We start from the raw sequence: 20783 nt of genomic DNA, 5'->3' as shown, positions 1-20783 counted from the left end.
CGGTGTTCGTAGTTTGTGATAGCGACGACGAGGCGAAAGCACAGGGCAAGAAGATGCTCCGTAAGGCAGGGTTATCACGCTATGGGACGGATCTGTGTCACCTTATTCTCGTCTATTAAGATATTCTTCGAGATTATTGATGATTTCTTCGTCATCAAACCGGAGATCGTTTCGATCGAATCGAATACTCGGTAAAAGACCGGATCGATGTAATATTACATGATTCTCCAACACTGTAACGTATTTTATCTGTGACATTGGTATAAATTGGCACCAGGTTACCAATTTTCCACTTCCACTCCGACGAAGCTCTAACCCAGCCGGAGTAAGCTTATAGGCTCTATCAGACAGCACTGTGTTTGTTGTACTAGATACTGTGACGACGACAACGAGAGCAGTTAACACAGTCAGATGTGGAGGAAGCCAAAATGAAAGTAGCCCAACTAGGACCAATCCAGTGACCATGGTGAATACCTGCACCTTTATTCTGTGACCCCGCGGCCACCTGGAAGTCCATTCTATTAGGACATTCTCGGATTCGATAGCGGAAGACGCAACCCGATTACGAGCCGCTCGTATGGCGATCTCACCTGCCACAGCTGCGACAATCCCGAGTAGGAACCCAGTCGCACCGACGAGACTTGACACGGGGATGGAAGCCGGGTCGATGAGATAGACAGCGACCACCTCGAGGACACTAAAATGGTAAGCGATCATTGGAACGAGTCCGAGAAGCGGGAAGAGCCAGGCTACCCAACCTGAGTTCAGCCAAGAGGCTATTTGTCCGTTGTCGGTTGTTAGGAATGCTGTCCCGGAACCGATAGTAATACCGATCGTTCCTAGAACGGTGAATGCAAGCACTTTGCTGCGCCAGCCCAAATACTCCACAGTGAACAGAGTAAGCGTCGGCGCAATCAGCGCGGCTACGTAGCTGCCGACGAGCACGCCGAATCGAGGACCCAATCCATCCGGTGAAACTACCGATTTTTCGGTATTATATTTCATATTTGATTTTGATGTGGGGCGTATAAAGTATTTAGGTACGCTGAAAAACTGAGTATTGACCTCAGCGTGAAGGAGGGAGTTGAAGCGGTTCTGACGAGTGCTGTTACTGAAGACTCGCCGGCCTGGTCGCGGACTGGCCGTCAGCCCGCGACCGGAGCGTACGCGTCGGGACGACGACACTTTCGTCTCGATCTTCCACCGCCGCGCTACCTCTGCTTCTAGTTCGTGGCGAATCCAGCCACAGAACGTCTGGAATGTGAACTGTTCGGGCAGGTCGCGCCCACCCTTTCGCGGTCGGACGACGGCTGTAAACGGATGCTGAACACATCCAGACGCAGACTTTCTCATGATCAACTCGTCGATACGATTCAGCTGATTACGTCGGTTGGGAAGTACCAGTCTTAGCAGTCACAATGCTGTGAAGATACGGTTTCTGAATCAGTCCCGATTTTAATTCCACATCCTTCATTAGTCAAACCGATATAGATCGTAGTCACCGTCGCGAGGACAGCCGCTATTGCCATCACAATCGGCGCCAATGCAGTTGCTCCAAAATAGGCGGCGATCGCAGTAGCGATAGTGAAGGTGCCGGCAGATAATGCGCTTCCCCATTGAATCTCATCGACAGCGTCGTCATCAAGATAGCCCACGTCGCCGTCAATCTCTGATTTCCCATTACAGTGGCTTTGGATCTGGACCCCGCCTTTGCGATTGTTGTCACTCTTGAAAAATTTACTACGTCCTTTTTCGGTTAGATCAACGTCAAGTTCGCCGGCACTCTTTTTTATTTTCCAGTATCCTTTTTCTACACCCTTATTCATTTGTTTAACAATTTTTTGGGCAGTGAATGCGAGCGATTTCCCGTTAGCAGAGATCTCAACTTTTTCCTTCCCAGATGTCCGACGTTTCGCTTTTTCCTTCCCGAGTGCGTTCACCTGACCTTTCACTTTTGCCTTACCATTGGCGACCGTGATCGAATCTGTGAGTTTTTCGAACTTGTTGGCTTTCTGATTGCCAATCGCCTTCTTGTCCTTTGCCGCAGCGGCGGAGCCAGCCATGAGACTGCCACCAATAAGACCGCTAGCTGATTTGAGAACACTACGCCTGTTGATTTCATTATAGCCTTCATTCATGACTTCATCAACATTTTAGTCCTTACTGTATATAAAATTTATCTTTATGCCACTGGACCGTATCATGGAAAGCCTCCCGTGGGAGGCCGCAGGGTTTGGAAACGGTGTCTAGCAGTACCAACGCTCTGCAAGACGTAGCTTCGGTAGACGACTTCTTGGATACGGCGGCTACCGAACAGAACCGCTGTTTGATCATCTTGCGTTCGAGTTTCTGCTGGAGTACGACGTGTTCGCCCCCGGTAGGCGGGGGCGAACACGAGTGCATCAGCCACCAGATCTCTTTCGTGGCTTTCTGCACTGCTACTACGAGGATGTCTACGGTACGCGCCCAGTTACACGAGAACTTCAGAACGGCCTTGGCGGGTTACTGCGGACTCGACAAACCGCCATCTATAGACAGGATTGATCGCTTTCTCACCGACCTCGAACACATTGTTGACGATGTCTTCGGCAGGCTCGTCAAGCAGGCCGCTGTCCGCGGCCTGCTCGACTCAACAGACTCTATCGATTCAACCCACGTCGAAGCGATCCAGTACAACGACGCTGCATCGTGGAACTACGACCCAACAGCCGAGGAGTACTACTACTACTACGGCTTCGGTTGTACAATCGTCTCAACCGGTTCAAAGATCCCAATTGCAGCGGAATTCACCCAATCCAAGCAAGCATCTCAAGAGACGGCGATGCGCGTCACGCGTGACACCTCCTGACAGAGAGGTGGCGTTCCGACGGGGGCTGGCCTGACAAGGCGCGGAAAACGCTACCCGGACAGTCAGCGGTACTGACTCGCGTTCCGGGGTTCTTTTCTCTCGGCCGGCCGTATCGCCTCGCGTGGAGTGTCACGTCTACTACGAGGGCGACGACGACCCCGAGAAGTGTACCGCGCGTCGCCTCGAGAAGTTCGATAAAGCGACCCTCTATCGGTCGATGGGGCAGGTGCCCTACGGGGTCGTCCTCAACCCCCACGCCGAGCAGGCGCTCTCGCCCGCCGACCTCGAGGAGGGGCTGGGGACGCTGGTTGCCCTCGATTGCTCGTGGGAATCCGCCGAGGCGGCGTCGTTCGAGATGCGCGGCGTCCACCGGGCGCTCCCGTTCCTCGTCGCCGCGAATCCGATCAACTACGGTCGACCGTTCCGGCTGACCACCGTCGAAGCGCTCGCCGGCGCGTGTTGCATCTTCGACGAGTGGGAGCGCGCCGAGGACCTGCTCGAACCGTTCCGCTGGGGCGAGACCTTTCTGACGCTCAACGAGGAACCGCTGCGGCGCTACAGCGAATGTACGGACTCGAGCGAGGTCGTCGCGGTGCAGGAGGATTATCTGGCCGACGAGGAGTGACGGAGTACGGCATGCGGATCGACGGTGGCGACTGACTCCCATCCTCAGTTCCCAGCGGACAGCGTATCGCCACCCGTCTGCGACCGTTTGTGAGAGTCGAACCGCGCCAGTCGGACCACAGCGATTAAATGCACCACGGGCGAAGGCCGGGTATGGCCAGTTTCGATGCCGCTGAGAAACGGACGCTCGAGAAGATGATCTGCATGCGCTGTAACGCTCGCAACTCCAAGCGAGCCAACCGGTGCCGGAAGTGCGGCTACAAGAAGCTTCGTCCCAAGGCGAAGGAAGCCCGCGCCGCATAATCGACCGCGACGGATCTCCAATATCGATCCGTTTTCTTCCGCTCCCTGTCTTCCAGTTACGACGCCGTCCGAACCGCGGACGGTCGAAACGGCTGCTATTCGTCGGGATACTTCGGTTCTCGCTTTTCGGCTCGCTCGAGCGCCGTCGTCACCACGTCGCGCACGTCGCCGTGGAAGACGCCGCCGTGGCCCGCATACATGTGCTCGACGCCGGCAGACTGACTACTATCGGGCATACGCTCGAGCAGGTCTTGAATGCTCTCGATGAGTCGCTCGCGGGACTGGCCGGCCATGTCGGTGCGGCCGAAGCTCCCGTACTCGAACGCGCCGTCGTCGTGGACGACCACGTCGCCGGAGAACAGCGACGAGTCGGAGACAAACGAGACGTGATCGTCGGCGTGTCCCGGCGTGTAGACGACATCGAAGTCCTCGTCGCCGATCCGGACCGTATCGCCGTCGTCGATTTCGTGCGTCCGCGTCGGGTGATCGTCGTACGCGTACACCTCGGGATCGAACGCATCACAGACTGTTTCGAGCTGGGCAACGTGATCGCCGTGCTGGTGGGTCATGACGACGGCCTCGAGGTCGTCGGTGTGCTCGCGGATCTCGTCGACGACGCCATCCATCGCACCGGCGTCGACCAGCGTCGTCCGATCGCCGACGACCAGATAGGCGTTGCACGTGAACGTCTCCGCGTCCTCGGTGACGTGGTGTACCTCCATATAGGGACACTTGCGGGCCGACGGCAAAAACGGTGCCCTCGATACCCGCTCTGCAATCAGCCAGCAGTGGCAATCCGCTCCCTCACTCTCCTCCTCACTCTCCTCTTTACTCTCCCCCTCAGACTTGATTCTATTCTTATACGCAACGTGCCTTCCATTGGTTTTGGCCGGTCTCCGGTGCGTATCAGCCACTTTAAAACACCTACTAAACCGTAACCATTGACTTTTTTAATCGGACTCTCGTAGGTGGCACCGTATGGGATTCGGGAGCTACGACGAATCCGAACAGCAGGACGTCGACGCTGATTTTGATGACGAGGACGCAGTGACATCGGAAGAGAACAGCCACGACGGAACGATCGAATTCGAGAACGGCGCGTCCAGCGACGAGTTGCTCGACCGACTCAAAGCGATCAAAGACGACGGCGACGGCGACGACGGTACCGACGGCTGATGAAGTCCGGGGTACGGGCGCTGGGCATCGCCGAATCGTACCGCGACGATCGGACCGACGGCCGACCCCGAAGTACGCTCGCCGGCGCCGTCGTTCGCGCCGATCGCGTATTCGACGGGCTCGCGTACGGCTCCTGTCGCGTCGGCGGTACCGACGCGACCGACGCCGTCATCGACCTGATCGACGACCTCGAGCGGCCCGATGTCCGGTACGTCCTGCTCGGCGCCATCGCCCCCGCCTGGTACAACGTTCTCGATCTTTCGACGATACACCGCGCAGTCGAGCGGCCGGTACTCGCCGTCACGTTCGAAGCGAGCGGCGGCCTCGAGGCCGGTCTCCGGGACGCGTTTTCGGGTGACGAACTCGAGGCGCGCCTCGAGAGCTACCGGGCGGTACCGGAGCGACGCGAACTGTCGGTCAACGGCGAGACCGTCTACGTGAGGTGCGTGGGTCTCGAGCCCGCTGACGCCGACGAAGTCGTTCGGGCGTTCACGCCCGCAGGCGGCCGTCCGGAGCCGATTCGGGTCGCGAGGGAGGCGGCTCGAGCGGCTGATTCGTACGCTCGATCCGTGTAGCAGTCCCTGCCCCGAAACGAGCCCTATCGGAGAGCATGTGGTCGCCGTTTTCCACCATTGCTGTCGGTTTCGCAGCACCGAATTTCGAATTTCGCACCATTCCTATAAAAATGTTTTTCTTCTTCTAGTTCGAATTAAGGTGGTGATGGATACTAGTACAGTTATCCGGTACATCGGTGTATTTCTCTTCGTCTATCTGGGAGCCGCAGTTTGGGTCGTCATTTTCTCCGGCGGAGAGGACTGGGTTGGGATAGTTTTCGATCCTGCGTATGTGTTGATCGTACTTGTCGCGGTAGGGATAGCTGGAGCAGGATACTGGGCCGGTGAGAAAATGGGACTCGGGGAGTGAACGGCGGAATCGAACCGGCCGCGTTCGTCCACTCGTTGGATGATACGGGCTACAGGTACGGTTGATAGTTGTTCATGCCCCATCAACAGTTTCCTGACACAGAGCTTAAGCGACATTCGGAAGGTGCGATAGCGGCTCCAAAAATCGATGCTTTGGTCTATTCACCTCCTCCGAACGGCATTCAAAGGAGAAAGACGTAGTAGGTGGCCGTTCGAGCCACGACCATGGGAGAGATGGAAGATCTCTGCGTGACGGACTGTACGCGCTGTCCGGCGCTCGTCGACTCTCGCAGCCGGATCGTCAACGGTGCCGGACCCGAGGATGCAGACCTGCTGTTCGTCGGCGAAGGGCCTGGTGCCAAGGAAGACGAGCAGGGCGAACCGTTCGTGGGTCGCAGCGGTACCGTCCTGGACGACGGGCTCCGAACCGTCGGCCTCGCACGCAGTGATATCCGTATCACCAACTGCGTGCGCTGTCGCCCGCCGGAGAACCGCGATCCGAAGAAAGACGAACTCGCGAACTGTCGGGGCTACCTCGAGCGGGAGATCGATCGCCTCGATCCCGAGGTGATCGTCACGCTCGGGAAGGTTCCAAGCGAACACCTCCTCGAGCGCTCGGTCGCGGTGACCAAGGAGGCGGGCGATCTCGAGGAGATCCGGATCGACGGGACGCCCCGCCGATTGCTGATCTGCGTGCATCCGGCGGCGACCCTGTACGACCGCAGCCAAGAGGAAACGTTCGAGAACGCCCTCGAGCGGGCGGCGGATCTCGCGGGCGTCGCCGACAGCGAGGGCGGGCAATCGCGACTCGACGGCTTCTGAGGCGGGTGTTGCTCACCGGAGATAGCGAAGCGTCCGGTGAAAATTGACTGGAAGGGGAATACATTTTACCGCGCCGCACCGATTGCCGGTATGAGCACCGTTTCGTCTCCACAGGAGCAGTCCCTCGCCTCCGTCGTCATCGTCGACTACGGACTGGGCAACCTCCGCAGCGTCACTCGCGGCCTCGAGCGCGCGGGTGCCGACGTCGAAATCACCGACGATCCCGCGGCGTTCGCGGCGGCCGACGGCGTCGTCCTGCCCGGTGTCGGCGCGTTCCGCGAGGGCGTCGAGAACGCCGACCCGCTCCGCGAGGACCTCCTCGAGGTGGCCGACAGCGGCACCCCCCTCTTCGGTATCTGTCTCGGCATGCAGATGCTCCTCACGACGAGCGAGGAGGGCGAAACCGACGGCGAGTCGGCCGTCCAGGGGCTGGATCTGATCCCCGGAACCAACGTCCGATTCGCCGAGGGCCAGAAGGTTCCGCACATGGGCTGGAACGAACTCGAGGTCCAGCGGGATCACCCCCTCGTAGCGGGCGTGGACGGAAACTACGCCTACTTCGTCCACTCCTACTACGCGGCCCCGGACGATGAGCACGCGACGGTCGCGACGACGGACTACGAACTCGAGTTCCCCTCGATCGTGGCCAACGAGGCGGGGAACGTCTTCGGCACGCAGTTCCACCCCGAGAAGAGCGGCGAGACGGGGCTGCAGATCTTGCGGAACTTCGTTGAAATCTGCGCCGAAGCGTGATTTTGACCGTAAACGACCACCGGGAGTGAGCGGCCCTTTTTGGTCCAGATTTTTGCGCGAGTGGTGAGTGAGCAGCGCGAACGAACCCGAGCGGAAAAAGGCGGGTGGTGAGACGGGAGTACAGATTCCGCGGAGTTTCATCGGAAACTGCACAGCAGAGTGGATTACTGGAGTCGGTCAGAGACGTGACTGCGCTCACCGGGTCGAGAGGACTAAATCGAGCCAAGTGACGGAGTCGAGCCAAGTGACGGAGTCGAGCCAAGTGACGGAGAGACACACCCCGCGGTGCCGCTGTAAGTTCCCGAGATAATGGCTGAGCTGCGGTATTTCGCTCGAGGTGGATAAATATTCACTTCATCTGTTACGTCGTCCAAATTGGGAGACGGTGCTGTTAAATACTACTGGTGTGTCACCATCCACTGAGTGTTTTGAACGCAAGTACGTTCGGTCGGTTTCGAACGCAGAATCGTCACTCGAGTCGATTCAGTCCAGTATCGTCAGTCACCGAATCGCTCTCCTGATCCCCTCTTTCGCTCGACCTGCAGGCTCGAACCATCGTTTCTGGTACGCCCCCACCGTCGCGTCGTTACAGCGGCACCGCGGGGTGTGTGACTCCGAATACAGCGGCACCGAGGGGTGGTGGACAGCTGGGTCAGCCCATCTATAACCCGTTCCGTCGATATACAGCAGAAATTCGGTACGCAACTGCAGGTGAACCCGGCGAACCGACTCTCGAGAAGAAGGGGCTCGAGTACGAGACAGCGAAATCGGACAGTCACGGACGGGCAATACAGCGGAAATACGGAGTTCTATTCCGGACATACAGCGGCATTGGGGGGTAAGAATCCCCAGCTTTAACCCCTCTAAAGCATATTTAGACGACATACAGCGGCACCACGGTTCGAATGGATTAAGTAGTCTCCGTCGAATCGTTCGGCCAACTGAATGTCCGACTCGATGGATTACTTCGGCAGCGAAAATGAGGTCTTCCGGAACAAGGAACTCCTGCAGGTCTCACACCTCCCTGACGGCGACCGGATTATCGGCCGCGATGACGAACTGACGAATCTCGCGAACGCAATCAAACCGGCCACGCGCGGGAACACGCCAAACAACGTTCTCGTCTACGGAAAGACGGGCACCGGGAAATCCCTCTGTTCGAAGTTCATCACGAATCACGCCGTCGAGCGTGCGAAGGACAACGACGTGTCGATCGGCGTCGCCTACGTCGATTGTCTCCAGGAATCGACGGAAACACAGGCCGTGCAATCGGCCGGTCATCAGCTCAACGAGCAGACGGAAACGGAGATCTCGATCCCCCATTCGGGGTTGAGTACGGCCGAGTATTACCGTCGCCTCTGGCGCATTGTCGACACTCGGTACGACGTTGCGCTAATTATCCTGGACGAAGTGGACAAGATCGAAGACGACGAAATCCTGATGCAGCTCTCGCGGGCGGTCGAATCGGGAAAGCTCACCGAGAGCACGATCGGCGTCATCGGAATCTCGAATAAAGTTCGGTACAAGGACTCGCTGGACGAGCGGATCAAATCGAGCCTCTGTGAACGGGAGTACGTCTTCTCTCCGTACGACGCGACCCAGATCCGAGAGATTCTCCGGTCGCGCTCCGACGCGTTCCACGAGAGCGTGCTCGAGGACGGCGTCGTCCCTCGCGTCGCCGCGCTCGCAGCCCGCGAACACGGCGACGCGCGGAAGGCGATCGATATCCTCCGATTCGCCGGCGAGATCGCCGAGGAGAACGACCACGATTCCGTCACGGAGGACTGCGTCGATCACGCTCACGAGCGCGAGGAAACCAGTCGCCTGGCCGAACTGATTTCCAAGAGCCCGAGTCACGCGAAACTGGTTCTCGAGGCGATGGCGCTGCTCACCCAGCAAAAAGAGGGGGACGATGCACCAATAACGACGAACGAAGCGTACGACCTGTACAAGCGATTGTGCGACCGCGATCAGTCCGAGCATCTGAAGCTCCGGCGCGTCCGAGACATCCTTTCGGAACTCGAGTTCCTCTCGATCATCGATCAGGAGCGCAAGTGGGCCGGCAGAGGCAAAGGAAACTACATGGAGAATCGGCTGATCGACGATGCGAAAGTCATCATCGCCGCTTGCAATGAATCCGAATGACGGAAATCGATCGACCGACAGGTAATTCGAACCCGAAACGACGGCAATAACAGTTACGCACAGCGGCAATCGGCTACAGCAGTTCGCGGACCTCCGAGTACCACATATCGTGGTAGTCGACGTGGCCGACTCGACGAGCGATCGCGACGGCCAGCGAGTGCCAGCACTTCTCGGTTGGATCGTCCGCGTCGAGGTTGTACTCGCTGTCCTTGCAGGTACAGCCGCCGTCTTCGACGATGTACTCGTCGTCGTAGCCGACGACGATCGTGAAATCGCGGTAGGCCTTCACACGGTTTTCGCCGACCGCCTCGATGGCGCGAACCCCGCGGTCGCCGTGGACCTGCGAGATGTCGCCGACGATTGCGGGCGTGAGTTCGCCGGCTTCCTCGAGGGCGGCCTGCCATCGCTCGACGGGGTTGGCCTCCGACACGACCGGAACTGTGTCCCCAACTGTAAAATCGGTTTGGTTGTTGTACCGCGACGGCGGACCGATCGGATCTACCTCGACTTCCGCACCGCTCGAGCCGCACGAGACCACACCGCTTTTCGCCCGCTACCGACGAGACGTGGTATGCGCGTCACTGAGGGCGGGGTCGAACTCGAGGTCCCCGGGGAGCAGACCGAGGGCATCGAGGAAGCGGTCTTCTACAATCCGCGACAGGAACTGAACCGGGATCTGACGATCGCGACGCTGCGAGCCTATCGCGAGCGCGAGGATCGTGCCACCTCGTATCTGGACGCGATGACCGCGAGCGGCGTCCGCGGCGTCAGGGCCGCCGCCGACGGCTGGGAGGTTACCTGCTGTGACGTCGACGAGGAGGCGGTCGCCCTCGCACGGGAGAACCTCGAGCGAAACGACTGCGACGAGGGGGCGCGGGTCGAACACCGTAATGTCTCCGCCCTCATGCACGAGGAGCCGTTCGACGTGATCGATCTCGACCCCTACGGGACGCCGATGCCGTTCGCCGACGCGGCCTTCGCGAACTGTCGGGACCTCGTCTGCGTCACTGCGACGGACACCGCGCCGCTGTGCGGGGCTCACTTCAACAGCGGCGTGCGCTCCTATTCTGCGATCCCCCGGAACACGGACTACCATGCGGAGATGGGCGTTCGGATTCTTATCTCTGCGCTCACCCGCAGCGCCGCGCGCGTCGACGTCGGTATCGAGCCGCTCCTGACCCACGCGACCAGTCACTACGTTCGGACCTACCTCGAGCTCGAGCACAAGCCCACTGCGGCCGACGCCGCGATCGACGAGTTAGGCCACCTCTACCACTGCGAAGACTGTCTCTACCGGGAGAGCGATTCCGGGCTGATCGCCGATCCGCTCGAGACGTGCCCCCATTGTGGCGGGAATCGAATGCTCACCGCCGGTCCCGTCTGGCTCGGCCCCGTCCGGAATCCCACGTTCGTCGCCGCGGTCCGCGACGAAATCCCATACACGTTCGATACCGCACCCAAGGCTCGAGAGCTCTGCGACGCGCTCTCGGCCGAACTAGACGAGCCGACACACTACGACCAGCACAAGCTCTGTCGGAACTGGGGGCTGCCCGCGAACGCGATGGATGAGTTCCTGACCGACCTGCGCGAGGCGGGGTATGCGGCCTCGAGAGCCCACTATGGGGGAACGACATTCAAGACGGACGCCAGCGTGGGCGAGATCCGCGTGGCGACCGAGGGGAACCTCGACTGACCGCGCTTCGACGAACCGGATCGACAAACGGTTCGACTGACCGCATCGAGAGGCCCCGTTACTCCACGTCCGCGTACAGGCGAACGAGCCCGCATTCCGGACAGCAGACGCCCTGCAGTTTCGTCGTGTTCTGCAGGCCGATCTTGCCCAGTAGTCCGTCGCGTTTCCCAGTCGCGATGGACAGGCTCATACCCTCGGTATCGCGAACGGAAACCGATTCCATCGGTACCCCGCAGTCGGGGCAGCGTCGTTGCTCCATACGATCGAGTTTTCCCACTGACAGAAAAATAAGGCGGGTTCGACTCGCGCGACGGCACGACCACGAGACGATACCGCCGACGGACCCCACCAGCGTCGGGCGCGAACGGGGTCCCGACAGTTGAACTCGATCTGAATTGCGTTGGCTAATCGACTTCTACGGCCGCAAACGGGACCGTACGAGCATCTCCAGAGAGAACCGAGCGCCGACATCGCACCTGACTCGAGGAGCGGACGCTGTTGCACCATCGTAACGAACCGTTGCAACGCCGTGCCGTGCGATTACATATTGTAGCCCACGCCGAAGGGCCACGCGTGATCGATCACAGACGAGGACTCGAGGTGACGGGCGAAGCCGTTCGGCTCGCCAGGGACGAACAGTTGACGCTGCTCGCAGCGGGTGTCGCGTTCTACGGCTTCATCTCGCTCGTCCCGCTCATGCTGCTCGCGCTGGGGATCGCGGCATCGATCGGCGGCGAGGCGCTCGCAGCGCGGCTCACGGCGGCGGCGAGCGACGTACTCACGGCGGACGCTCAGGAGCTGCTCGCCGAGACGCTCGTGGATGACACCGGCCGCCAGGGAGCGACCATCGTCGGCATCCTCGGTCTGCTCTGGGGCTCGAGCCGGGTCCTCCGCGGTCTCGATCGGGCCTTCTCACAGGTGTACGGCACTGCGGGGGAGAAATCGCTGCTCGACACCGTCTGGGATGCGACGATCGTCTCCGTCGGCATCTCGCTGGGTCTCATCGTCGTCGGCGCGCTCGAGCTGGTGATCCGGTTCGTGACCGGATTCGGACTCTCGATCGTCGGACAGCTGTTCGTCGTTCTCGGGCTGACCGCAACGTTCCTGCCGCTGTACGTCATCTTTCCGGACGCGAACGTCGGCCTTCGCGAGGCCGCACCGGGAACGATCGTCGCCGCGGTCGGCTGGTTCGCACTGAGCCGCACGTTCTCGCTGTACACCGGTCTGGCGACCGGATACGCGGTCTACGGCGCGCTCGGTGCCGTGTTCCTCGTCCTCGTCTGGCTCTACATCGGCTCGATCATCCTCGTCTTCGGTGCGGTCCTCAACGCAGTCCTCGCCAACCGTGAAGTGGATCGGCAGCTACAAAGTCCCGGACATCGACAGATTCCGACAGAAGCGATGACCGACGACGCCACGGGTGCCGACGAGGGGGCCACGGAGGACCGGGCCAGTGACCGCGCCAGCGCGAGGGCGAGTCGAACGAGCGCTCGGACGCGCGACCGCGCGGACGACCCCGAGGTACTGCGCGAAGAGATCGAGCGGCTGCACGATCGCGTCGACGCCTTCGAGGACGACGTCGAGAGCCGAACCGTCAGGAAAGAATCTCTCGAGAGCGAGCTCAAACGCTACGTTCGACGGCGAGTACGACGCGGCCACGCGACCGATTGGGGGCCGTACCTCGTCTTGCTGTACGGAACCGCGATGTCGATCGCGGCGTTTTATTTCCTGGCGGGCGGCTGGTCGATCCTCGCGATGTTCGTCGTCTGGACCTCGACGCTCGGGCTGTACGTGCTGATGGTGCTGTTCGGGTTCGGAATCTCTCTGCTCGGACTCCCCGGCCGGCTGCGCAACGCGATCGGCGATCGGCGTTCGTGAACCGCCGCGGCGACCGACTCTCGAGCGCACGCGCCCGACGACGACGATCACCCCCGTCCTGTCTTACTGTTTCGTGGGGACGGTCTGCTGAACGAACCGTCGAACCCGATCCGTGTACGTCGCCGGTCGGTGGAGGTTACAGATGTGGCCGGCATCCGCGAGTACTTCCACGCGGCCGTCCCGCGCAGCCCCGGCGTGGGCCCGCTCGCCGCGGCGCATCAGCTTGTCGTTCTCGCCGTTGAGGACGAGCGTCGAGCCGGGGTACGTCGAGAGTTTCGCCCGGAAATCCTCGCCCGCGATGTCCGGCCCCGCGTCGCCGAACTGCTTCGGATAGAAGCCGGCGCCGATGATCTCTCGCTCGATATCCGGCGCCAGCTCCCGATTCCGTACCCAGCGCGTCGCGAGTTTCTCGACAGCACGCTTTCCGACATCGGGTTTCGTCAGAAGCCGCGCCAGTCCCCCGGTCAGCCGCGTGCCGAGTTCCATCGAATTCACCGGGTTCACGCTGCTCCCCGACAACACCAGCGCGTTGACCTCGTCGGGATGGCGATATGCGTACTCCGTGGCGGCATAGCCCCCGAGCGAGAGCCCGACGAGGACGGCCGACCCGTCGGCGTGCGTCTCGAGGGTGTCCTCGAGGACGTCGATCGCCGGCTCCATCCGGAACGGCTTGCCGGCGCGAGTGCCGTGGCCCGGTAAATCGGGGGCGACGGTGTGAAACTCCCCGGAGAGGTCGCGCGTTTGAGGCAGCCACATTTTCCGCGTGAACATCGCGCCGTGTACGAACACGATCGACTGTGCGTCCGACGGGCCGTTGATGTCGACACCCTCGGAGCCGCCGCTTTCGTCTGTCCAGGCCATAGCCCACGTAGCAGCACGAGGGGCTTAGTAGGCAACCCGGCGAAACACGGCAACGGGTTCTCCAGTCGCAGTTGCGCGCGATTCCGCCGTCGCAATCAGACGATGTCACTCGTCCCCGCGGTCGTCGGCGTCGGCTATGTCGTCGGCGACCTCTGTCTCGTCGGTCCCGCTCATTCCGCCGACCGGCTCCGTCTCGTCGGTCCCGCTCATTCCGCCGACCGGCTCCGTCCTCGACGTTCGGTCCGACGGCTCACTGCGCTCTGACTGTTTATCGGGCCTCGAATCGTCCCGTATCGGGAGGGAACCCTCGAGCCGAACGGTGTCCACGGTGATCTCACGAAGTGAATCCCCTGCCGGCGTGTTCAGCCGTTGTCGTTCGACCGTCTCCGGTGATCGGGGTCAGTCCTCGCGCTCGAGTTGATCGCCGCCGAACTCGTCGTCGCTCTGGATCCGGGAGGCCTGCGGGCCGTCCTGATCCTGGTACTTGGAGCCGCGTTCGCTACCGTAGGGCCGCTCCGCGGGCGTCTTGAGTTCGGTGAAAGTGAGCTGGGAAATGCGCATCCCCGGGGTGAGCGCGACCGGTGCTGATCCGAGGTTTGACAGTTCGAGGGTGATCTGGCCCCGGTACCCGGGGTCGCACAAACCCGCAGTGGCGTGCACGACGACGGCGAGGCGGCCCAGCGAGGAGCGCCCCTCCACGTGCGCGATCAGGTCGTCCGGGATCTCGACGCGCTCGTGGGTCGTCCCCAGCACGAAGTCGCCGGGGTGCAGGATGAAGTCGTCGCCGTCCTCGACGAGCGTTTCGGTGACGTAGTCGTCGACTTCGTCCTCGGAGTTAGGGTGAATACAGGGGATGTTCGTCCGCTGGAACTCGAGGAACTCTCGACCCAGTCGGAGGTCGACGCTTGCGGGCTGGATCTGCAGTTTCGGGTCGTCGAGGGGGTCGACGACGAGGTCGCCGGCCTCGAGGCGCTCGAGGATGTCCGCATCGGAGAGGATCATACCGTGTCAGAGCGAGTACGGGGCCCTAAATTTCCCGGTCCGCAGTCGGGGCTCGACGGAAGCGCTGCGATGCACGCCGACTTCGCGGCTCGAGCGCTCCCCCCGAACGGATCCGACAGTCCAGACGAGAGCCGGACACTCTCGCTCGCAATACGATCTCGATCGTGTGAATTATCCGAAAACCTCTCTCAGACGGCCTAACCGATTATAACGCTGTATCACGAAGGCCGTCGTATGGACGGGACCCGGACCCGATTCAACGGTGACACGAGGGTTCTGCATCAGCGAGCGGTCAGAATACCGCTTCCCGATCTGGAGGCCGAGCGGGTCTTCCATGAGAACATGATGACCGTGGCGGACGCTCGAGAGCGAAAGGCGGACCTCCTCGCTGACCCCGCGGCGTCCGTGCTAGACGCCTACGAAGCGGAGCGCGATCACGTCGCCGAGAGTTTCAGACGACGGCTTCGACGAATCGCCGGTGAGGACTTCCACGAGGCCGCGATGGCGTACAACCGCGGCGAGCGCGACGACCGGATCGGGGCGCTCGCCGCGTACTACTTCGAGGGAGCCTGGCGGATACAACAGCACACCACCATTACGGACATGCTGTTCTCCCCGCTCACCCTCCGGTATCCCGATAGTTTCACACTGAATATCCGATTCGCGAGCGGGTACACCACCAGGGAGTCGGTCTGCTACGAGTCACCGGAACACTCCGCCGAAGAACTGGCCGACGAGCACGCGGAGACGTACTACGAAGAGAGTCTGTACTCACAGCAACAGGCGGCAACGTACCTCAGAGAGACGGCGGAGCTCATCCGCGAGGAGTTTCCCGATCCGGATGAGACCGCGTTCGAGGAGCGAAAATACGGCGGCATCGTGTTCGCCAGCGGCCGGCGGGGCTCCGTCTTCTCGGCGATGCTCGAGCGCGTCGACCCGGACCCGGATCGGTTTGCGGAACCGGTCGACGAGCCGACGCTCGTCGAAGCGGGGCCGGAGGCGAGACGAACCGAACGAGAGCTCTGTCTCGACGGCGAAATCGTTTGCTGACTCCTCGCACTGATCGGCAAACTGACCGTAACGCCCGCCAATCGGGTTCTCGACCGTCCCGTCGCACAATTCGGTAGTCGCTACTCGTTCCGAAGCGATGCCGCGATGGCCTCGAGTTCCGCTTTCCGGAAGGGGCCCTCGGCACGGTCCGGATCGTCTCCGTCCTCGAGACCGATTCGTCGGCGGATACTCGCTCGCATCTCCGATTTCGGGGACAGTCGGTCCGTCTCGATATCGGCCTCCACGGCGTCACAGATCGCGGCGAGCGCTTCCTTGGTGAACGCGGTCGATTCGACGCGTTCGTACCGGCCCACGGCGAGTCGGATCTCGTTTCGGAGGTCGTCGACAGTCGGTGACATACGGACGGAGAGGAGCCGAGCCGTGCTGTACATTTCGGTCGGCCGCCAACTCTCCTTCTTCGTCTTCGTCTCCCGCCATGATCGTTATCTCCCGCCCTGATTTTCGTCTCCAGCCATGACGGTGAGTACGGCACTGCCGTCGGGCGGGGCCGAGATAGTCAATGCTAACACCGCCCCCGTCCTCGTTTCGGCTATGAAACAGGCAATCGTCGCTCGCACCGACATCGGCATGGGACAGGGAAAGCTCGCGGCGCAGGTCGCCCACGCGTCGCTGTCGGCCTACGAAAAGGCCGACAGCCAGCTACAGGATCAGTGGAAACAGGGCGGCCAGAAGAAAGTCGTCCTGAAGGGCCAAAGTGAGCGGCAACTGCACGAACTCTCCGAGATCGCCAAGAGCGAGGGGATTCCGACCGCCATCATCCGGGACGCCGGACACACCCAACTCGAGCCCGGGACCGTCACCGCGCTGGCCGTCGGCCCGGCGGCGGACGATCGTGTCGATAGCGTGACCGGCGAACTCTCGCTGTTCTAGTCCGAGCGGTAGCCGCGGGGTTCCTCCCTGACCCCCGACTCGTCGTCGGGAAGCGACGCGTCGGTGATAGCGTCCGGAAGTATCCCGTCAGTGAGGGCGCTCGGGAGCAGCGAGCGGACGTCGATCGAGGCGCTTCCCAGGACCGCGAAGCCGGCGAAGATCGTCAGGAAGCCGGCGATCGCGAGCGCGTCGATGGTCTCGCCGAGCAGCGCCCAGCCGCCGAGCGTCGAGACGACGGGGACGACGTAGAAGATCAGGTTCGCGCGGATCGCGCCGGCCGTGTCGATGAGGCCGAAGTAGGCGATGTACGCGATGACGCCGGCGAAGATGCTGACGTAGCCCAGCGCGAGGATCGCTTCGGTAGACCACGTGATCGCGGCCGCGGACTCGCCGCTCGACCAGGCCAGCAGGTGGCTTAGCGCCGCGGCGAAGGGGAGTCCCCAGGCGACGCGGACCGTGCTCGGGAGATCGCTGTCGGCCCGGCGGATGAGGACGGCCCCTAGCGCGGCGGCGATCGCGCCGACGAAGAGGATCCCCTTGCCGACGGCACCCCCCAGCAAGTTCGCGGGGTCCGGGCTCACGACGAGGCCGACCCCGAGCAGGCCGAGTCCCATGCCGGCCCCACCGCGCGGAGAGAGGCGCTCGTCGGAGAGCAAGAACGCGGCGAACACCGGGGTCATGATCGGGTTGAGGCTGTACACGATCGAGGCGACGGCGCTGGTAACATACTGTTGGCCGACGAACAACAGCGCGTTCGTCAGGCCGATCGCGAGCACGCCGGTCGCGAGGATTGCCCCGACGTCACCGCGCGTCCGCGGAAGTAGCTCCGACCGCGACGACGTCAGACCGACGTACGCCAGCATGACGACGGCGGCGATGTCGAACCGAAGGGCGACAAACAGCAGCGGCGGGAAGTAGGCGAGTCCGGCCTTCGCGGCGACGAACGTCCCGCCGAAAAACAGACTCGAGAGGGCGAAGAAAACGGCAGTGCGACGGGAGACCATCTATGCCGGTACCCCCGAACGAATCGTGTGCGTCGAACCGATACCGGCCGACGCGCGAATAGCGAAGATCATCGTATTACACCGTAGGAGAGCTGAGTATATAGTTTCGTTCAGAAATAATTTCACGGGAAGAAAGGTCGACGAGCGGGGAAAATAGCCGGGACCCGCGACAGACCGCCAGACCGTGAAAGTCTTTCACGCTACGAAAACGATTTCCCGCGGCGACCCGGAGTACCCGTATGGAATCGGCGCTCGAGGAGATTGAGTTTCTCGCGCTCTCGGCGAACCGCGTCGAGGTGCTCGGACTGCTGGCGGAGGGACGACACACGCGCAACGAACTGGCGACCGCGACCGGCGCTTCGCAGGCGACGCTGGGACGGATTCTCGGCGACTTCGAGGATCGATCGTGGATCAGACACGACGGAAGCGAGTACGTCGCGACCGCCACGGGTCGGCTCGTCGCGGAGGGATTTACCGACTTGCAGGAGATCCTCGAGACGGAAGGGAAACTCCGCGATATCGTGGACTACCTGCCGACGCACGCGATGGACTTCGATCTCCGGCGGCTCTCGGACGCCACGATCACGGTCCCCAGCGCGACGCGGCCGAACGCGCCGCTGAGTCGCTTACTCGATTTCATCCGTGACGGTGACGATGTCCGGACGTTCTCCCACACGTTCAACGGACAGACGCTGCGCGTCGTTCGAGAGCGCGTGACCGCCGGTAACCAGCGGTTCAGCGGGGTCTTCGGCCGCAACGCGATCGACGCGCTGGCCGACGAGTCGGAGCTTCGAAACCAACTCGAGGCGCTACTTGCAGCCGAGGACGCCGAAATCAGAGTCCGCGAGGAGGGCGTCCCGATCGCGATAATGATCGTCGACGAGGTCGTCTACCTGCTCTTGCGCGACGAGAACGGCATCCTCCGGGCCTCCGTCGACACCGAGGACGCCGCCGTTCGCTCGTGGGCCGAGGACTCGCTGGATCACTACTGGCGGACGGCGACGCCGCTCGAGGCCGAGACGCTATCCGACTGAAGCGTATCCGACCGAGGACCGATCAAAAGTGGTGCGTGGTCGGAACGCTACGCTGGAACTGGCCTGGTCTGTGCTGGGTCGACTGTCACCGACTCGAGCACCGGTGCGGGCCGTGCGACCGCGATCGGATCCGGTCTGACCCCGAGCGGTTCCGATCCCGTCCCGATCGATGCGGGTTCCGGCTGCGTCTCCTCCTCCCCGGTCTGTTCGATGACGTACTTCTGGCCGACCGTCGACGCCTGGAGGCTGTCGACGGGCGCGTGGTCCTCGGTCAACACCGGGACGTCGTCGGTTCTGGGTTCGTCCAATGAGGTCTCGATTTCGCCGCTCAGGTCGATCCCCACGTCGCGGCGCTCGTTTCGTTCGGCGAGCTCGGCTTCGGTGAAGTCCGTGTCGGCCTTCGTGGCGACCACCTCGATGTTCTGGACCGAACCCGTGTCCGAGGTGCGGTAGCTGTAGGTCGAGGCGAAGGCCTCGTCGATCGTCTTGTACTGCGCCCGGTAGAACTCGGAGCCGGCCCCGCTAGGCGAGGCGATGACGTTCGCGAGGAAGACGCCGTCATCGGAGAGGCGCTCCTCGGCCAGTTCCATGAACCCCAGCTGCGTCAGGTGGATCGGGACCTGATCCTTCTGATAGGCGTCGAGGATGATCAGGTCGTAGGTCGTGTCGGTATCCCGGAGAAACCGGCGGCCGTCTTCCGTGTGGGCGGTCATGTTCTCGCCCTCCTCGAGGTGAAAGTAGTCCTTTGCGGCCCGGGTCACCGCGGGATCGAGTTCGGCGACGTCGACGTTGACGTCGTATTTCCGTTCAAAGTCCTTCGGCCCGGTATACCCGCCCCCGCCGATGAACAACACGTTCTCGACCTCGTCGGGATCGTCGACCATCAACATCGGCAGGTGGAAATATCGCGTGTACTCGAAGACGTGCCGATCGCGATCATCGAGATCCATCGCGCTGTGGCGGGCGTCGTCCAGATACAGCGTCCGGACATCGCCGTCGTCGATGACCTCGAGTTCCTGGTAGGCCGTCTGGGTCTGGTAGACGACGTCGCCGCGGTGGTCGAACGCCACCGGCCCGAGTCCGGCCGCGACGACGAGCAAGAGCGCGATCGCAACGCTTGCGGCCGCCGGCCGCGGGGAGAGGGCGGGGAGCGTGAGCGCGAACGCAGTTCCGACGAGAATGAGCCCGAACAGGAGCCCGATCATGTCGATGCCGAGCGTCGGGATGAGGAAATACGTCGTCGCACCCGCACCGACGATGCTGCCGATAGTGCCGAGCGCGTAGACGTGTCCCGACGCTTCGCCGATCCCCTTCTTCTCGGAAAGTTCGGCCGCGTAGGGGCTAATAAAGCCCAGCAGGTATGTCGGCGGCCCGAAGAGGATGAGCACGGCCGGGAGCGAGGCGTACCGGGCCGGAAGGGGTATCGCAGACGCCGAGAGCAGCAGTTGGCCGCTCCCGTAGATCACGATGGCGACGTAGGCCGCCGTCCCGAGCAAAATCCAGGTCATTCGACGGTTCGATGCCGTTTCCGCTCGTTTTCCGCCCTGCCAGTACCCCAGGCTCAGCGCGGCGAGGAAGACGGTGATGATGCTCCCCCAGGTGTAGATACTGCTGCCGAACTGGGGGGCGATGATCCGGCCCGCAAGTATCTCCAGCCCCATACTGGTGACGCCGGAGACGAATACCGCGACGTCGGGTTTCGTCGGTCGGTAGCCGGACAGCTGCCGCATACTCATTATCGGACAGTAGCGGTCCCGTAATGAGAACTTGTCGCCT

The 20783-nt window shown here is 61.8% G+C and carries 23 protein-coding genes and 2 pseudogenes; 14 read left to right on the top strand and 11 right to left on the bottom strand.

Going from position 1 to position 20783, the window contains the following annotated elements; all coding sequences use genetic code 11:
* Positions 1-102 precede the first annotated feature (102 nt).
* The 3 genes and pseudogenes from ACEWFR_RS18585 to ACEWFR_RS18575 all read right to left on the bottom strand — a co-directional run bounded on the left by ACEWFR_RS18585 (position 103) and on the right by ACEWFR_RS18575 (position 2138).
* A complete protein-coding gene (locus ACEWFR_RS18585) occupies positions 103-1005 on the bottom strand; it encodes a hypothetical protein (RefSeq protein ID WP_374062476.1) in 903 nt (300 codons plus the stop codon).
* Positions 1006-1191: 186 nt separating this feature from the next.
* A pseudogene (locus tag ACEWFR_RS18580) lies at positions 1192-1317 on the bottom strand (ISH3 family transposase); the annotation flags it as partial.
* Positions 1318-1406: 89 nt separating this feature from the next.
* Positions 1407-2138 (bottom strand): hypothetical protein, encoded by a 732-nt coding sequence (locus tag ACEWFR_RS18575; RefSeq protein ID WP_374062456.1) that lies wholly within the window; start codon positions 2136-2138, stop codon positions 1407-1409.
* Between the two features lie 104 nt (positions 2139-2242).
* On the opposite strand from ACEWFR_RS18575, the pseudogene ACEWFR_RS18570 reads away from it, so the two are divergent.
* The 3 genes and pseudogenes from ACEWFR_RS18570 to ACEWFR_RS18560 all read left to right on the top strand — a co-directional run.
* Positions 2243-2839 (top strand): annotated as a pseudogene (locus ACEWFR_RS18570) (IS5/IS1182 family transposase); the annotation flags it as partial.
* A gap of 130 nt (positions 2840-2969) precedes the next feature.
* Entirely contained in the window at positions 2970-3473 is a 504-nt protein-coding gene (locus ACEWFR_RS18565; protein WP_098727402.1) for a DUF367 family protein, read from the top strand.
* A 152-nt stretch (positions 3474-3625) separates the two neighbouring features.
* Positions 3626-3775 (top strand): 50S ribosomal protein L40e, encoded by a 150-nt coding sequence (locus tag ACEWFR_RS18560; RefSeq protein ID WP_098727401.1) that lies wholly within the window; start codon positions 3626-3628, stop codon positions 3773-3775.
* Between the two features lie 95 nt (positions 3776-3870).
* Here ACEWFR_RS18560 and ACEWFR_RS18555 read toward each other — a convergent pair whose 3' ends face one another.
* Complete coding sequence (locus tag ACEWFR_RS18555; protein ID WP_374062455.1) at positions 3871-4497, bottom strand: MBL fold metallo-hydrolase; 627 nt, start codon at positions 4495-4497, stop codon at positions 3871-3873.
* A 256-nt stretch (positions 4498-4753) separates the two neighbouring features.
* On the opposite strand from ACEWFR_RS18555, the gene ACEWFR_RS18550 reads away from it, so the two are divergent.
* The 6 genes from ACEWFR_RS18550 (at position 4754) to ACEWFR_RS18525 (ending at position 9594) form a co-directional block, all read left to right on the top strand.
* A complete protein-coding gene (locus ACEWFR_RS18550) occupies positions 4754-4951 on the top strand; it encodes a DUF5786 family protein (protein ID WP_374062454.1) in 198 nt (65 codons plus the stop codon).
* A complete protein-coding gene (locus ACEWFR_RS18545) occupies positions 4951-5526 on the top strand; it encodes a DUF99 family protein (protein WP_374062453.1) in 576 nt (191 codons plus the stop codon). The genes ACEWFR_RS18550 and ACEWFR_RS18545 overlap by 1 nt, the downstream gene beginning before the upstream one ends.
* A 145-nt stretch (positions 5527-5671) precedes the next feature.
* On the top strand, positions 5672-5875 hold the full coding sequence (locus ACEWFR_RS18540; RefSeq protein WP_374062452.1) for a hypothetical protein: 204 nt from the start codon (positions 5672-5674) through the stop codon (positions 5873-5875).
* A 224-nt stretch (positions 5876-6099) separates the two neighbouring features.
* Positions 6100-6696: a uracil-DNA glycosylase family protein gene (locus ACEWFR_RS18535; RefSeq protein ID WP_374062451.1), complete on the top strand. Its 597-nt coding sequence runs from the start codon at positions 6100-6102 to the stop codon at positions 6694-6696.
* Between the two features lie 90 nt (positions 6697-6786).
* Positions 6787-7449, top strand: a complete 663-nt coding sequence (hisH, locus tag ACEWFR_RS18530) for an imidazole glycerol phosphate synthase subunit HisH (protein ID WP_374062450.1) — start codon at positions 6787-6789, stop codon at positions 7447-7449.
* 945 nt (positions 7450-8394) lie between these two features.
* The gene (locus ACEWFR_RS18525) at positions 8395-9594 is read left to right on the top strand and encodes a Cdc6/Cdc18 family protein (RefSeq protein WP_374062449.1); all 1200 of its coding nucleotides are present in this window, start codon (positions 8395-8397) and stop codon (positions 9592-9594) included.
* Positions 9595-9667: 73 nt separating this feature from the next.
* Here the strand turns inward: ACEWFR_RS18525 and ACEWFR_RS18520 are convergent, their stop codons facing one another.
* The gene (locus tag ACEWFR_RS18520; RefSeq protein ID WP_098726071.1) at positions 9668-10024 is read right to left on the bottom strand and encodes a hypothetical protein; all 357 of its coding nucleotides are present in this window, start codon (positions 10022-10024) and stop codon (positions 9668-9670) included.
* A 141-nt stretch (positions 10025-10165) separates the two neighbouring features.
* Here ACEWFR_RS18520 and ACEWFR_RS18515 point away from each other — a divergent pair, with 141 nt between their 5' ends.
* Positions 10166-11287 (top strand): tRNA (guanine(26)-N(2))-dimethyltransferase, encoded by a 1122-nt coding sequence (locus ACEWFR_RS18515; RefSeq protein WP_374062448.1) that lies wholly within the window; start codon positions 10166-10168, stop codon positions 11285-11287.
* A 58-nt stretch (positions 11288-11345) separates the two neighbouring features.
* On the opposite strand, the gene ACEWFR_RS18510 is transcribed toward ACEWFR_RS18515, so the two are convergent.
* A complete protein-coding gene (locus tag ACEWFR_RS18510) occupies positions 11346-11546 on the bottom strand; it encodes a hypothetical protein (protein ID WP_374062447.1) in 201 nt (66 codons plus the stop codon).
* Between the two features lie 314 nt (positions 11547-11860).
* Between ACEWFR_RS18510 and ACEWFR_RS18505 the strand changes: the two genes are divergently transcribed.
* The gene (locus ACEWFR_RS18505) at positions 11861-13165 is read left to right on the top strand and encodes a YhjD/YihY/BrkB family envelope integrity protein (RefSeq protein WP_374062446.1); all 1305 of its coding nucleotides are present in this window, start codon (positions 11861-11863) and stop codon (positions 13163-13165) included.
* Positions 13166-13228: 63 nt separating this feature from the next.
* Here ACEWFR_RS18505 and ACEWFR_RS18500 read toward each other — a convergent pair whose 3' ends face one another.
* Together ACEWFR_RS18500 and dcd are read right to left on the bottom strand one after the other, a co-directional pair.
* Positions 13229-14026 carry an alpha/beta fold hydrolase gene (locus tag ACEWFR_RS18500; RefSeq protein WP_374062445.1) on the bottom strand — a complete coding sequence of 266 codons (798 nt, stop codon included), beginning with the start codon at positions 14024-14026 and terminating at the stop codon, positions 13229-13231.
* A gap of 399 nt (positions 14027-14425) precedes the next feature.
* The gene (gene dcd, locus ACEWFR_RS18495; RefSeq protein ID WP_226038832.1) at positions 14426-15028 is read right to left on the bottom strand and encodes a dCTP deaminase; all 603 of its coding nucleotides are present in this window, start codon (positions 15026-15028) and stop codon (positions 14426-14428) included.
* Positions 15029-15262: 234 nt separating this feature from the next.
* Here dcd and ACEWFR_RS18490 point away from each other — a divergent pair, with 234 nt between their 5' ends.
* The gene (locus ACEWFR_RS18490) at positions 15263-16078 is read left to right on the top strand and encodes a hypothetical protein (protein ID WP_374062444.1); all 816 of its coding nucleotides are present in this window, start codon (positions 15263-15265) and stop codon (positions 16076-16078) included.
* 80 nt (positions 16079-16158) lie between these two features.
* On the opposite strand, the gene ACEWFR_RS18485 is transcribed toward ACEWFR_RS18490, so the two are convergent.
* Positions 16159-16437: a hypothetical protein gene (locus ACEWFR_RS18485; protein ID WP_374062443.1), complete on the bottom strand. Its 279-nt coding sequence runs from the start codon at positions 16435-16437 to the stop codon at positions 16159-16161.
* Between the two features lie 193 nt (positions 16438-16630).
* On the opposite strand from ACEWFR_RS18485, the gene pth2 reads away from it, so the two are divergent.
* Entirely contained in the window at positions 16631-16969 is a 339-nt protein-coding gene (gene pth2 / locus ACEWFR_RS18480) for a peptidyl-tRNA hydrolase Pth2 (RefSeq protein ID WP_098727400.1), read from the top strand.
* On the opposite strand, the gene ACEWFR_RS18475 is transcribed toward pth2, so the two are convergent.
* On the bottom strand, positions 16966-17973 hold the full coding sequence (locus ACEWFR_RS18475; RefSeq protein ID WP_374062442.1) for a DMT family transporter: 1008 nt from the start codon (positions 17971-17973) through the stop codon (positions 16966-16968). The genes pth2 and ACEWFR_RS18475 overlap by 4 nt on opposite strands.
* Before the next feature lie 239 nt (positions 17974-18212).
* Here ACEWFR_RS18475 and ACEWFR_RS18470 point away from each other — a divergent pair, with 239 nt between their 5' ends.
* The gene (locus ACEWFR_RS18470; protein WP_374062441.1) at positions 18213-19007 is read left to right on the top strand and encodes a helix-turn-helix transcriptional regulator; all 795 of its coding nucleotides are present in this window, start codon (positions 18213-18215) and stop codon (positions 19005-19007) included.
* 47 nt (positions 19008-19054) lie between these two features.
* Here the strand turns inward: ACEWFR_RS18470 and ACEWFR_RS18465 are convergent, their stop codons facing one another.
* Positions 19055-20743, bottom strand: a complete 1689-nt coding sequence (locus ACEWFR_RS18465; RefSeq protein ID WP_374062440.1) for a spermidine synthase — start codon at positions 20741-20743, stop codon at positions 19055-19057.
* Positions 20744-20783: the final 40 nt, after the last annotated feature.

The organism is Natrinema sp. H-ect4 (assembly GCF_041894845.1).
Taxonomy (GTDB): domain Archaea; phylum Halobacteriota; class Halobacteria; order Halobacteriales; family Natrialbaceae; genus Natrinema.
This window is presented reverse-complemented; position numbering and strand designations above follow the sequence as displayed.